This window comes from Pseudomonas peli (assembly GCF_900099645.1).
GTDB classification, from domain to species: Bacteria; Pseudomonadota; Gammaproteobacteria; order Pseudomonadales; family Pseudomonadaceae; genus Aquipseudomonas; species Aquipseudomonas peli.
Genome location: NZ_FMTL01000003.1, coordinates 97591 through 109995, shown reverse-complemented (window position 1 = coordinate 109995; position 12405 = coordinate 97591). Strand labels below are relative to the sequence as shown.

10 protein-coding genes and 1 tRNA gene are annotated in these 12405 nt (G+C 61.3%); 8 read left to right on the top strand and 3 right to left on the bottom strand.

Annotated features, from left to right (window positions below):
* Positions 1–19: 19 nt before the first annotated feature.
* On the bottom strand, positions 20–1201 hold the full coding sequence (hmpA, locus tag BLO50_RS15045) for an NO-inducible flavohemoprotein (protein WP_090254343.1): 1182 nt from the start codon (positions 1199–1201) through the stop codon (positions 20–22).
* A gap of 174 nt (positions 1202–1375) precedes the next feature.
* On the opposite strand from hmpA, the gene norR reads away from it, so the two are divergent.
* The 3 genes from norR to BLO50_RS15030 all read left to right on the top strand — a co-directional run bounded on the left by norR (position 1376) and on the right by BLO50_RS15030 (position 5000).
* Entirely contained in the window at positions 1376–2929 is a 1554-nt protein-coding gene (gene norR, locus BLO50_RS15040; protein ID WP_090254340.1) for a nitric oxide reductase transcriptional regulator NorR, read from the top strand.
* Between the two features lie 180 nt (positions 2930–3109).
* The gene (locus tag BLO50_RS15035) at positions 3110–4345 is read left to right on the top strand and encodes an HD-GYP domain-containing protein (RefSeq protein WP_090254338.1); all 1236 of its coding nucleotides are present in this window, start codon (positions 3110–3112) and stop codon (positions 4343–4345) included.
* Positions 4346–4487: 142 nt separating this feature from the next.
* Positions 4488–5000, top strand: a complete 513-nt coding sequence (locus tag BLO50_RS15030) for a DUF4410 domain-containing protein (protein ID WP_208597438.1) — start codon at positions 4488–4490, stop codon at positions 4998–5000.
* A gap of 273 nt (positions 5001–5273) precedes the next feature.
* Here the strand turns inward: BLO50_RS15030 and BLO50_RS15025 are convergent.
* Positions 5274–5350 (bottom strand) — tRNA-Arg (locus BLO50_RS15025).
* A 337-nt stretch (positions 5351–5687) separates the two neighbouring features.
* Here BLO50_RS15025 and gabD point away from each other — a divergent pair.
* The 3 genes from gabD to BLO50_RS15010 all read left to right on the top strand — a co-directional run bounded on the left by gabD (position 5688) and on the right by BLO50_RS15010 (position 10127).
* Complete coding sequence (gabD, locus tag BLO50_RS15020) at positions 5688–7136, top strand: NADP-dependent succinate-semialdehyde dehydrogenase (protein ID WP_090254334.1); 1449 nt, start codon at positions 5688–5690, stop codon at positions 7134–7136.
* Between the two features lie 168 nt (positions 7137–7304).
* On the top strand, positions 7305–8585 hold the full coding sequence (gene gabT / locus BLO50_RS15015; RefSeq protein WP_090254332.1) for a 4-aminobutyrate--2-oxoglutarate transaminase: 1281 nt from the start codon (positions 7305–7307) through the stop codon (positions 8583–8585).
* 330 nt (positions 8586–8915) lie between these two features.
* On the top strand, positions 8916–10127 hold the full coding sequence (locus BLO50_RS15010) for an HDOD domain-containing protein (RefSeq protein ID WP_090254330.1): 1212 nt from the start codon (positions 8916–8918) through the stop codon (positions 10125–10127).
* A gap of 22 nt (positions 10128–10149) precedes the next feature.
* On the opposite strand, the gene BLO50_RS15005 is transcribed toward BLO50_RS15010, so the two are convergent.
* On the bottom strand, positions 10150–11034 hold the full coding sequence (locus BLO50_RS15005; protein ID WP_208597437.1) for a LysR family transcriptional regulator: 885 nt from the start codon (positions 11032–11034) through the stop codon (positions 10150–10152).
* Between the two features lie 100 nt (positions 11035–11134).
* On the opposite strand from BLO50_RS15005, the gene BLO50_RS15000 reads away from it, so the two are divergent.
* Positions 11135–11833 (top strand): class I SAM-dependent methyltransferase, encoded by a 699-nt coding sequence (locus BLO50_RS15000; RefSeq protein WP_090254327.1) that lies wholly within the window; start codon positions 11135–11137, stop codon positions 11831–11833.
* Positions 11834–11982: 149 nt separating this feature from the next.
* On the top strand, positions 11983–12273 hold the full coding sequence (locus BLO50_RS21680; RefSeq protein ID WP_143003830.1) for a YajG family lipoprotein: 291 nt from the start codon (positions 11983–11985) through the stop codon (positions 12271–12273).
* The last annotated feature ends 132 nt before the right edge of the window (positions 12274–12405 follow it).

Here is a 12405-nt window from a genome sequence, read left to right as displayed (position 1 = left end):
CACCTCCTAGGCCGCGTTATTAACTGTCCAGCGCGCTGGCCGGACCAAAGAACTCGTAATGACTCTGCGCCGCCGGCACGCCGAGGCTGTGCAGATGCCGTTTGACCTGTGCCATAAACGGCTTGGGGCCGAGGAAGTAGGCATCCAGATCACGCTGCTCAGGCAGCCATTGCTCCAACTGCTCGAGGCTGAGCAAGCCTTCGGCATCACCCTGATCGCCTGCACGCGGCTCGCTATAGCACACGTAATGGCGCAGCTGCGGACGCTCAGCACGCTGCGCATCGACCCAGTCACGGAAGGCATGCACACCGGCGTGACGCGCGCAGTGGATAAAGTGAATATCGCGGCCCGTGTCGCGCGCCGCTTCCAGCATGCTCAGCGCCGGAGTGATACCGACGCCAGCGGTGATCAGCACCAGCGGCTTGGCCGACTCGCGCAGGACGAAATTCCCCGCTGGGGCGAACAGCTCCAGGCTGTCGCCGACCTGCAGCTGGTCATGCAGGTAATTGGAGACCTTGCCGCCGACCTCGCGCTTCACGCTGATGCGGTACTCGCGGCCATTGCTCAAGGCCGACAGCGAGTAGTTGCGGCGCTGCTCGCCACCGTCCAGCAGCAGGCGCAGGCCGATGTACTGGCCGGGCTGGAATGCCGCCAGCGCGCCACCGTCGGCCGGCACCAGGTACAGCGAGACGATCTCCTCGCTCTCCTGCACCTTGCGGCTCAGGCGGAAACTGCGCGCCCCGCGCCAGCCACCCTCGGCAGTGGCGTTGGCGCTATACGCGGCCTCTTCGGCACCGATGAGGATGTCCGCCAGTTGCCCATAAGCCACGGCCCAGGCCTCGATCACCGCATCGGTGGCGATCTCTTCACCAAGCACTTCACGAATCGCCCGCAACAGGCAGCTGCCGACAATCGGGTAATGCTCGGGCAGGATCTGCAGCGACACATGCTTGTTGACGATCTGCCCAACCAACGGCCCCAGCGCCTCCAACCGGTCGATATGCCGGGCGTACATCAGCACCGCATTGGCCAGGGCCCGCTGTTGGCCGCCGCTGGCCTGGTGCGCCTGATTGAACAGCGCGCGCACCTCGGGGTACTCGCTCAGCATCATCTGGTAGAAGTGCCGAGTCAGTGCTTCACCGCCACTTTCCAGCAGCGGTACGGTGGCTTTGATCAGGGCGTTTTGGGCAGGGGTCAACATAGGGCTTCCTCGTCAGGGCGACACGCTGCACTTGCGCAGCGCTTCGGTTCATATCACCCTGACTACTACAGGAAGCGTGCCAATTATTTTTAATATATAAATCATAGACTTATAAATACTTGTGTCTTTATGACAGCAAGCATTCCGAGTCTTAATGACAACTAGTGTGTCCTTATGACAGCAAATCCACTGCTTACCGCCCTGATTCCCCTGGTCGCCGATCTGTCCCGCGAACTGCCAGAAGCCGAGCGCTATCGCCGCCTGCTACAGGCGCTGCGGCAGCTGCTGCCGTGCGACGCCGTGGCGCTGCTCAAGCTCGACGGCGATGTGCTGATTCCGCTGGCCGTTGAAGGGCTGAGCGCCGACACTCTCGGCCGGCGCTTCAAGCTCGACGAACACCCGCGCCTGCAGGCGCTGCTGGCGCAACGCGGGCCGACCCGCTTTGCCACCGACTGCGAGATGCCCGATCCCTATGACGGTCTGGTCGACGGCCATCGCGGCCACCTGCCCGTGCATGACTGCCTCGGCTGTCCGCTGTATGTGCAGGACCAGCCCTGGGGTCTGCTGACCCTCGACTCGCTCGATCCGGCGAGCTTCGGCCGGGTCGATCTCGACAACCTGCAGGCTTTCGCCAGCCTGGCCGCTGCTACCGTGATGGCCAGCGAACGGATCAACGCACTGCTGCAACGCGCTGAGGATCAGCACCAGTTGGCCGAGGCTTATAAGCAGGCCGCCGTCCAGCAACGCCCGCGTGAACTGATCGGCCAGAGCGCCGTGCACAAACGACTGGCGGCGGAGATTACGCTGGTCGGCAACAGTGAACTGAGCGTGCTGATCAGCGGTGAAACTGGGGTCGGCAAGGAGCTAGTTGCCGAAGCCCTGCACGCCGCATCCCCGCGCGCAGCCAAGCCGCTGATCAGCCTCAACTGCGCGGCGCTGCCCGATAACCTGGTGGAAAGCGAACTGTTCGGCCACGTGCGCGGGTCCTTTACCGGCGCGCACAACGAGCGCCGCGGCAAGTTCGAACTGGCCGATGGCGGCAGCCTGTTTCTCGATGAAATCGGCGAGCTGCCGCTGGCCGCGCAAGCCAAGCTGCTGCGCGTGCTGCAGAGCGGCCAGCTGCAACGGGTCGGTGCCGATCAGGAGCAGCGGGTCAACGTACGCGTGCTGGCCGCCAGCAACCGCGACCTGGCCGAGGAGGTGCGCGCCGGGCGTTTTCGCGCCGACCTCTACCACCGCCTCAGCGTCTACCCGCTGAAAGTGCCGGCGCTGCGCGAACGCGGCCGTGATGTACTGCTGCTGGCCGGCTACTTCCTCGAAGAAAACCGTGCCCGCCTGGGCCTACGCAGCCTGCGCCTGACGGCCGACGCTCAGGCCAGCCTGCTGGCGTACAACTGGCCGGGTAACGTGCGCGAACTCGAACACCTGATCGGCCGCGCCGCGCTCAAGGCACTGGCCGGCTGCAGCGAGCGCCCACGCATCCTCAGCATTGACAGCACCCATCTGGACTTGCCGAGCAGCCAGCCAACAGCAGCACCTGCGACTCAACGCACAGCAGAGCCACACAGCCAACTGCTGCTGCGCGAAGCCCTCGACGCCTACCAGAAACAGCTGATCAGCCAGGCGCTGGAGCGCCATCAACACAAATGGGCCCCCGCCGCCCGCGAGCTGGGCATCGACCGCGCCAACCTGATCCGCCTGGCCAAGCGCCTGGGCCTGTCCCATTAATCGCCCAGCAGCCGTCAGTGAGTCCCACAACGGCCGTTTGGTGGCTAATCTTGAGGGAGTGGCACACGTTCAGCACGCTGATGCTGCAACCCAGCGCCATCAATAGGTAAATGCAATTTGCTGCCCACACACCACGGGTAGCTAATGGCCAGTATTTAGCGACTTCCTTTGGAAAGCCCCATGGCCGACGAAGCCAAACCAGACCGTATCAAAGTTGACGCTGCGCAACTGACCATCGGCATGTACGTGGTGGAGCTGGACCGGCCCTGGACAGACACCACCTTCCTCTTTCAAGGCTTTCGCATCCGCCAGCAGCTGGACATACGCCTGCTGCAGGAAGTCTGCAGCTACGTCTGGGTGGATGCTCGGCAATCTGTAACGGTACACGATCAGGTCACGGCCAATATCGCCCAGCCCGAAGCCCTGCAACCGGCCATCGCCAAGGTCGATTTCAACCTGGAAATGCTCCAGGCCGCTCCCACCTGGAGCGCTGCACGCGACGAGTCGTTGCGAATTCTGCAAGCGGTCAAGCTCGGCCAGGAGCTGGATGTTGAAGCGGTCAAAGCTGTCATCAAAGACTGTGTTGAAAGCATCCTGCGCAACCCGGCGGCGATGCTCTGGCTGGCGCGCATCAAGAACAGCGACGAATACACCGCCGAGCACTCGCTGCGTGTGTCCATCCTTTCGATTGCCCTGGCCAAGGAACTGGGTCTGCCGGTCTATCAGCTTGAGCAAATCGGCGTATGCGGCATGCTCCACGATGTCGGCAAGATCAAGGTGCCCAACGAAATCCTCAACAAACCCGGCGCGCTGACCGCCGAAGAGCTGTGCATCATGCAGAGCCATGCCGCCGAGGGCCGCAAACTGCTGATGAGTAACCAGCAGGTCACTGCCGCCACCGTCGACGTCGCCTACTCGCACCATGAACGCCTGGATGGACAGGGTTACCCACGCGGCCTGGATGCCAGCAAGATCCCTTATTTCGCCAAGATCATCGCGGTGGCCGACAGCTATGACGCGATCAACAGCGACCGCGTGTACAGCAAGGGCAAATCCAGCCTGGAGTCACTGCGCATCCTGCTGGAAGCGGTCAACAGCCATTTCGACGAAGAGATTGTGGGCTGCTTTATCCGCATGGTCGGCATCTACCCGCCAGGGGAAATCGTCGAGCTGACCAATGGCGAAGTCGGCATCATCATCGGCTGCCCACCTGGCAACAAACTCAAACCCAGGGTACTGCGCGTGCTCGACGGGCAGAAGCAACCCTGCAAGGAAAGCATCATAGACCTGGGCAAAACCGCCAAGGACCCCAGCGGCAAACCCTACCGCATCCATGAGGTGCATAGCAGCGGCGCCTTTGGCATTGATATAGAGGCATACCGACGCAAAGGCTTGGTGATCCCAAACACACTCTGAGAGTCGCCACGGTATCGCCGGGCGTCGCTCATCACAGCCACTGAGCAACTGCTGCCTGCGGCTCGACAGTTCTTCGTGCATGTTCTAGCGTCGCAGCTTCCACACTCTGCCAATGGTTTCTATGCGCCCGATTCTGCTCGCTATGTTTGCCCTCTTGCTGCCGATGATGGCGGCCGCCACTGAACCCACAAACGTCATCTACCTGACGGCTTTCGCGGTGGACAATCCGGCAGACAGCCAACAGCGTGAGCGTGCGGCGCAGTTAGATGAGGCGCTCCTTCGGGCGCTGCAGGCTCGCCAGATTCAGGTCAAGCCCGTCAGCCAGCAGGCGGCATTGCCGACCCACGGCTGGTTAGTGCAAGGGCAAGTGTCCAGCGAAGCCGGTCGGCGCCTGGTACGCACGGTTGTTGGCTTCGGCGCAGGTGCCAGCAATGTTGAAGCGCATGTCTGGATCAGTGACCTTGCCGCCGAAAAACAGCAGCAACTGGCAGCCCAGGACCGCTCCAAACGCCTGCCGGGTGCGCTGGTTACGCGCAACCCTCAGCTGGCAGCGGCAAAATTCCTGCTGGAACGTCGTGCACTGAACCGCAACATTGATGAAGTGGCGGCCGATCTGGCGGACGACATCAACAAAGCATTGGCCAACGCGCACTGAGTGGCAGGCCCAGGGCGGTTCTGCCAACAAGCCTCTGCAAACGGCCTCAGCTCTCGAAGCACTGAACGCCTGTGGTGCCTGGATTCAGCACATCGACAGAACGCGCGCCACATCAGGCAATGGCGTGCAGCGATTGAGCAGACGGATCGATATGGCCAAACAATGAACCGATCTTTCAACATCGGATCACTGGCAGGGCTCAAAAGACGGCAGCGCGCATAATCGTTCAGGCAAAAAAAGGGCCTAGGTTTTCACCTAAGCCCTTGCTTTATATGGCGCACCAGGCGGGATTCGAACCCACGACCCCTGCCTTCGGAGGGCAGTACTCTATCCAGCTGAGCTACTGGTGCAGCGCGGGCGCAATCATACGCATGTCGCTGGCGGGCGTCCATGCTGCTGCCTTGTTCGTGATTCTGCACGCTAAGCGACCGCCAGCTGTTAATTCGTATAAATCCCTTGAATAAGGGCAATATTCCGTTAATTTTTTCGAACAGGCTATTGCCCTTTACCCCTCTTGACCCTAGGATTCGTTTGAGATTTCAAACGCTCTTGCTGAAATTGTGCGCGGCGCACCCCATGCCCGCCCACGGCCAGCACCAGCCCTACAGATTAGGCCCAGCTGCGCTGCAGTACGGCACATTCGATGACACGTACCGATGCCAGGGTGTCGGAATTTAGGAGACTGCCATGCAACTGAAAGACACCCAGCTGTTCCGTCAGCAGGCTTATATCGACGGCACTTGGCTGGACGCCGACAACGGCCAGACCATCAAGGTCAACAACCCGGCCACCGGCGAAATCATCGGTACCGTACCGAAAATGGGCGCAGCGGAAACCCGTCGCGCCATCGAAGCCGCCGACCGTGCGCTGCCAGCCTGGCGTGCCCTGACCGCCAAAGAACGCTCGAATAAACTGCGCCGCTGGTTTGAACTGCTGATCGAGAACCAGGACGACCTCGGCCGCCTGATGACTCTGGAGCAGGGCAAGCCGCTGGCCGAAGCCAAGGGCGAGATTGCCTACGCTGCATCCTTTATTGAGTGGTTCGCCGAAGAAGCCAAGCGCGTGTATGGCGACGTGATCCCTGGCCACCAGCCGGACAAGCGCCTGATCGTGATCAAGCAGCCGATCGGCGTCACTGCCGCCATCACCCCGTGGAACTTCCCGGCGGCGATGATCACCCGTAAAGCCGGCCCGGCCCTGGCCGCCGGTTGCACCATGGTGATCAAGCCGGCCTCGCAGACGCCGTTCTCCGCCCTGGCCCTGGTTGAACTGGCGCACCGCGCCGGCATCCCGAAAGGCGTATTGAGCGTGGTCACCGGCAGTGCCGGCGAAGTCGGCGGCGAGCTGACCAGCAACCCGATCGTGCGCAAGCTGAGTTTTACCGGCTCGACCGAAATCGGTCGCCAGCTGATGGCCGAATGCGCCAAGGACATCAAGAAGGTCTCGCTGGAACTGGGCGGCAACGCGCCGTTTATCGTGTTCGACGACGCCGACCTGGATAAAGCCGTCGAAGGCGCGCTGATTTCCAAATATCGCAACAACGGTCAGACCTGCGTCTGCGCCAACCGCCTGTACATTCAGGACGGCGTGTACGACGCCTTCGCCGAGAAACTGGCCGCCGCCGTGGCCAAGCTGCAGATCGGCAACGGTCTGGATGAAGGCACCACCACTGGCCCGCTGATCGACGAAAAGGCCATGGCCAAGGTTCAGGAACACATTGAGGACGCCGTCAGCAAAGGTGCGCGCCTGCTCGCCGGCGGCAAGCCACACGCTCTGGGTGGCAGCTTCTTCGAGCCGACCATTCTGGTCGACGTGCCGAAGAACGCCGCCGTGGCCAAGGAAGAAACCTTCGGCCCGCTGGCGCCGCTGTTCCGCTTCAAGGACGAGGCCGAAGTGATCGCCATGTCCAACGACACCGAATTCGGCCTGGCCTCGTATTTCTATGCCCGCGACCTGGGTCGCGTGTTCCGTGTGGCGGAAGCCCTGGAATACGGTATGGTCGGCGTCAACACCGGGTTGATCTCCAATGAAGTCGCGCCATTCGGTGGCGTGAAAGCCTCGGGCCTCGGCCGCGAAGGCTCGAAGTACGGCATTGAGGATTACCTGGAAATCAAATACCTCTGCCTGGGCATCTAACCCGGCGAAGTAACCCCGCAGAGGCGCACGAGAGCGCTGCGCCTTCTGCGTTTATATGGACATAGCTGTGCCCGGGCGTACTGTGGCAGTCGATCATCGAATACTGCCAAGCCGCACCGGTGACACATCCTTGAACCACGCCGAGATTAACCGGCGAATGAGGACATCATGAGCAAGACCAACGAATCTTTGATGCAACGCCGCACCGCTGCAGTTCCACGTGGCGTGGGCCAGATCCACCCGATCTTTGCCGAGTCGGCGAAGAACGCCACCGTGACCGACGTTGAGGGCCGCGAGTTTATCGACTTCGCCGGCGGCATCGCGGTGCTCAACACCGGACACCTGCACCCAAAAGTGGTGGCGGCGGTGCAAGAGCAACTGACCAAACTGACCCACACCTGCTTCCAGGTGCTGGCGTACGAACCGTACGTTGAACTGTGCGAGAAAGTTAACGCACGCGTGCCAGGCGACTTCGCCAAGAAGACTCTGCTGGTCACCACCGGCTCCGAAGCCGTGGAAAACTCGATCAAAATCGCCCGTGCTGCCACCGGCCGTGCCGGCGTGATCGCCTTCACCGGCGGTTACCACGGCCGCACCATGATGACCCTGGGTCTGACCGGTAAAGTCGTGCCGTACTCGGCCGGCATGGGCCTGATGCCCGGCGGTATCTTCCGCGCCCAGTACCCGTGTGAACTGCACGGCGTGAGCACCGATGACGCCATCGCCAGCATCGAGCGCATCTTCAAGAACGATGCTGAGCCGCGCGACATCGCCGCGATCATCATCGAGCCAGTGCAGGGCGAGGGCGGTTTCTACGTCGCGCCAAAAGATTTCATGCTGCGCCTGCGCGCCTTGTGTGATCAGCACGGCATCCTGCTGATTGCCGACGAAGTGCAGACCGGTGCCGGGCGTACCGGCACCTTCTTCGCCATGGAACAGATGGGCGTTGCAGCCGACCTGACCACCTTTGCCAAATCCATCGCCGGCGGTTTCCCGGTGGCGGGCGTGTGCGGCAAAGCGGAATACATGGACGCCATCGCTCCAGGCGGCCTCGGCGGCACCTACGCCGGCAGCCCGATTGCCTGCGCCGCGGCCCTGGCCGTCATGGAGGTGTTCGAGGAAGAGCAACTGCTGGATCGCTGTAAAGCAGTGGGCGAGCGTCTGGTCACTGGCCTCAAAGCCATTCAAGCCAAGCACAACAGCATCGGCGAAGTGCGTGCCCTGGGCGCGATGATCGCCATGGAACTGTGCGAAGGCGGCGACGTGCACAAACCCAACGCCGCGCTGACTGGGCAGATTGTTGCCAAAGCGCGCGAGAAGGGTTTGATCCTGCTGTCGTGTGGTACTTACGGCAACGTCTTGCGCGTGCTGGTGCCGTTGACCGCTGAAGATGCGCTGCTCGACCGTGGTCTGGCGATCATCGCCGAGTGCTTCGACGAACTGGCGTAAGCCCGCAGCGCTCACACAAAAGACCCGCCTCGGCGGGTCTTTTGCGTTCTGCATCTGCCCCGGTGATCAAACAGTCAGCACGGCGCTATTCGCCAGTGCACAAGCACCCCAGGCAGCATCCCTCCTTTACTGTCCCTGAAGCATTTAAAAAGCGCCTTGTAGGACAACCAGACCGCTCTATTGCGGTATTTTCAGGCAAACTTACAAAGTTGACTAAAGACTCAGCATTTCGTCGGGCGACGCTGGTTTTAAAGTAACCAACCCGTACACTGCGCGCCGCCATATCGATGGCGCCATTATTTTGCCATCACGCTTTTCCCTGAGGTTTTCATGACTGCCCTGGCCAACGCTCCGGAGATTCTGATCGCCGAAGCAGACCCCTGGACTGCCGATCTGCTCGTGCAACTGGTACTCGATGTACGCGCCGATGCGCGAGTTATAAGAGTCACCGACGGTGAGGCAGCGCTGGCCAAATGCAAACGCCGTCTGCCGGCGCTGGTGATTGCCGATGGCGACCTGCCGGGCCTGGATGGTCTGGAATTGCTGCGCCAGTTGCGCCGCCATCCACGCACTCCGGCGCTGCCGTTTATCCTGATCAGCAGTCGCCTGGATGCCAGCAGCGTGCGCGCTGCGCGGCCACTGGCACCGGCGGCCTACCTGGCCAAGCCGTTTAATGCCGAACAACTGCGCCAGCGCCTGCTCGGCATTCTTGGCAGCGCCGCCGCCAGCGCAACAGCGATAGCGGCACCCTTGCTGGTCGACAGCCTGGATGATTACCTCAATGCGGTGCGCGAAGAAGGTCAGGGCGCGCCGTTGCTGGCCTCGGTACGCGACTCGGTGAGCCAGTGCCTCAATGGTGACGACAGCGATCTGCGTGAGCTGGAAGAGGTGTTTGCCCGTGATCCGCAGATCACCGCGCGGCTGATCGCCGCCGCCAATAGCGCTGCCCAGCACCAGGGCGCACCCTGCCAGACCCTCAGCCAGGCACTGCCGCGTCTGGGCCTGGCGCGTACGCTGAATCTGGTATTGGGCATGGCCGTACAACGCAATGCACTGCTCAGTGATCCGCGCCTCGCAGAGCTGGCCAGCAGCGCCTGGGACAGCGCACAACGCAGCGCCGAACTGGCGCGCTGGCTGGCAGATGAGCTGCAACTGGATGCCGAGCTGTGCTTTACCGTCGCGCTGCTGCACAACATCGGCGAGCTGGCCCTGCTGCGCAGCCTGCAGGATTGGCAGGACGCTGGCGGCGTATTGCGCGATGAGGATATTCACCAGAGCTTCCAGCAACGCGCCGCCAGCTTCGGCTCGGCGCTGCGCATCCGCTGGCGTCTGCCGTTTGGCCTGCGTGAGCTGATCGCGGCGTTCTACAACCTCGGCAGCGGAGTGTTTAGCCGCGAGGCGCTGGTGCTCAATCTGGTCTGCCAGGTGCTGCGCCTGCGCAGTAACCAGTCACCGAAAGAGCTACGCGATGAACGTTGTGTGCGCATGCTGCGCTTGGACCTCAGCCTGCTGGAACGCATGCCTCTGGCTGCCGCTGCCTGACAGCAGTCGTCGCGATCACGGATCAAGCCAGGATCTCGGCCAGCAGGTCAAAGACGATACGAATGCGCCGCGCAGTGCGCAGCTCGCGGTGGGTAACCAGCCAGATTGGCAGCGGGAAGCCGGCGACATCCTCCAATACATGAACCATGCCCGGGGTTTCCCGCGCGATCTCCTCCATGATTGCGCCAATGCCCAGGCCCTGGCGGACCATTTCCCAGTAGGTCACGGAATTATCTGCATAACTGCGAAAGTTCGCGCTGCTCAGCTGCAGGCCTTTAGAACGCATGTGCTGCAGGTAATGGCCGGCGCGGTCCATGCCAATAAAGTCGTGTTGTACCGCCTCCTCGGCGGTACGCGGCAGGCCATGTTCGCGCACCCAGCTTTCGGACGCGTAGAAGCAGGCGGAACTCTGCCGGACCAACCGACCAATCAGCTCCGGTTGCTCGGGGCGCACATGGCGGATGGCGATATCGGCCTCGCGGCGCAGCAGGTCGCTGAAACCGTCAGAAGCCACCACCTCGACCTGGATGCCGGGTGCCGCCTGACGGATCTGCAGGAGAATCTTTGGCATCAGGTACGCCGCCACCGCGTCACTGGTGGCCACGGACACCACACCCTCCACCTCTTCCGAGCGCCCGGCCGCGGCCAGGCCCAGTTCATGTGCCGCCGCGCCCATTACGCGCGCATGGCCCAACAGCTCCTGTCCCGTGGTGGTCAGCGCCATGGTTTTGCCAACCCGCTCAAACAGCGTCACGCCCAGCGCCAGCTCCAGGGCTGCGACCTGGCGACTGAGGGTCGGTTGCGACTGCCCGAGTTTACGCGCGGCCGCCGACAACGAGCCGGTTTCCGCCGTCTCGAGAAAGGCGCGCAACTGGTTCCAGTCGACCTTATCCATACGTAAATGCATATGTTGTCTGCAATTTATCGCAATACCCCGTGATGATGCGCAAGGATAGCATCAGCACTGTGTTGGCTTTCGCCTTACATCCATGCACAGGACGCGCACCATGCACTCACCCATCACCACAGCCGTCGACCCTTGCTCTGCAGCTGCAGCACAGGCTGCCATGGCCGAAAAGGCACGCTTCTGGAACCGGATTGCGCGTAAATACGCGAACGATCCAATTGCGGATCAGGCCGGTTACGAGCGGACGTTGCAGCGCGTACAAGCCTTGCTGTCTAGGGAGCATGAGGTGCTGGAAATCGGTTGTGGCACGGGCACCACCGCTCTGCGTCTGGCGCCTGCTACGCGGCGGCTGGTGGCCACCGATGTCGCCGAACAGATGATTGCCATTGCAGGCGAGAAGCTCGCCAGCCAACCCATGCCACAGCTGCACTTCAAAGTAGCCGACGCCGACGCACCTGCGGCCGAACAGGGCACCTACGACGCCGTGCTGGCGTTCAACCTGCTGCATCTCGTGGCAGACCTGCCGCAGGCGCTGAGTTCAGCCATCAACGCCTTGAAACCAGGCGGCTTACTGATCTCGAAGACACCCTGCCTGAATGAAATGAACCCACTGATCCCCAAGCTGGCCCTGCCGCTGCTGCGCGCCATCGGCAAAGCGCCGCCAGTGCTGTGCTTCGACGCCCGCCAGCTCCAGGCGGCCATGACTCAGCAAGGCCTGGAAATTCTGTCCGTCGAGCGCCATGGCAGCAAGAGCAAGGATTGGCGGGTATTTATCATGGCGCGCAAGCCACGATTATAAAAGTAAGTGCGCGGCATATTTAGTTCCATGAACAAAGTAGGCTGATTCACGGGCTCATATATATAAGTCATCTCAGAAGTTTCAATGCAGCCTAGTTGGCGGCCTGTACTTTTGACGTTGAACTGTTGCCAATAATTAGGAATTTTATTATGAAAAACTATGCTTTAGTTTTCCTTTTTGGTTCCCATCTTGCTTTGAGTGGCTGCGCAACTACAAGTAGCCAGCTCGGCCATAGCGCAGTTGCAACTCAATCTCCGCAGCCCTCTCAGGCAGGCGCAGACTACAGTGCCTCAGCGGAGAGTTCCGATGCTGGCTTAACAACACGAGGCGCGGTTGAAACAGCTCAAGATATTACACAGACTGCTCGCGAAGCCAAATCTACTGTGTATGAAGTTAAGCGAACCATAAATGAACTTAAAGGCTTAATGGAGGGATGGTAATTTAATCGCCGGCTCCGCCTCATTATTTACTGTGCTCGCCATATATATGGCGCCTCCTTTAATTCCTAGGCGCGTCAGTGCGCATAGGACGCTTGCTTGGGAGAACACTATTAATACAGTGAAAGAATTTAG

Excerpts from the sequence above, each read along its gene's own strand:
- hmpA (WP_090254343.1), bottom strand. The coding sequence starts at position 1,201 with ATGTTGACCCCTGCCCAAAACGCCCTGATCAAAGCCACCGTACCGCTG.
- norR (WP_090254340.1), top strand. The coding sequence starts at position 1,376 with ATGACAGCAAATCCACTGCTTACCGCCCTGATTCCCCTGGTCGCCGAT.
- BLO50_RS15035 (WP_090254338.1), top strand. The coding sequence starts at position 3,110 with ATGGCCGACGAAGCCAAACCAGACCGTATCAAAGTTGACGCTGCGCAA.
- BLO50_RS15030 (WP_208597438.1), top strand. The coding sequence starts at position 4,488 with ATGTTTGCCCTCTTGCTGCCGATGATGGCGGCCGCCACTGAACCCACA.
- gabD (WP_090254334.1), top strand. The coding sequence starts at position 5,688 with ATGCAACTGAAAGACACCCAGCTGTTCCGTCAGCAGGCTTATATCGAC.
- gabT (WP_090254332.1), top strand. The coding sequence starts at position 7,305 with ATGAGCAAGACCAACGAATCTTTGATGCAACGCCGCACCGCTGCAGTT.
- BLO50_RS15010 (WP_090254330.1), top strand. The coding sequence starts at position 8,916 with ATGACTGCCCTGGCCAACGCTCCGGAGATTCTGATCGCCGAAGCAGAC.
- BLO50_RS15005 (WP_208597437.1), bottom strand. The coding sequence starts at position 11,034 with ATGCATTTACGTATGGATAAGGTCGACTGGAACCAGTTGCGCGCCTTT.
- BLO50_RS15000 (WP_090254327.1), top strand. The coding sequence starts at position 11,135 with ATGCACTCACCCATCACCACAGCCGTCGACCCTTGCTCTGCAGCTGCA.
- BLO50_RS21680 (WP_143003830.1), top strand. The coding sequence starts at position 11,983 with ATGAAAAACTATGCTTTAGTTTTCCTTTTTGGTTCCCATCTTGCTTTG.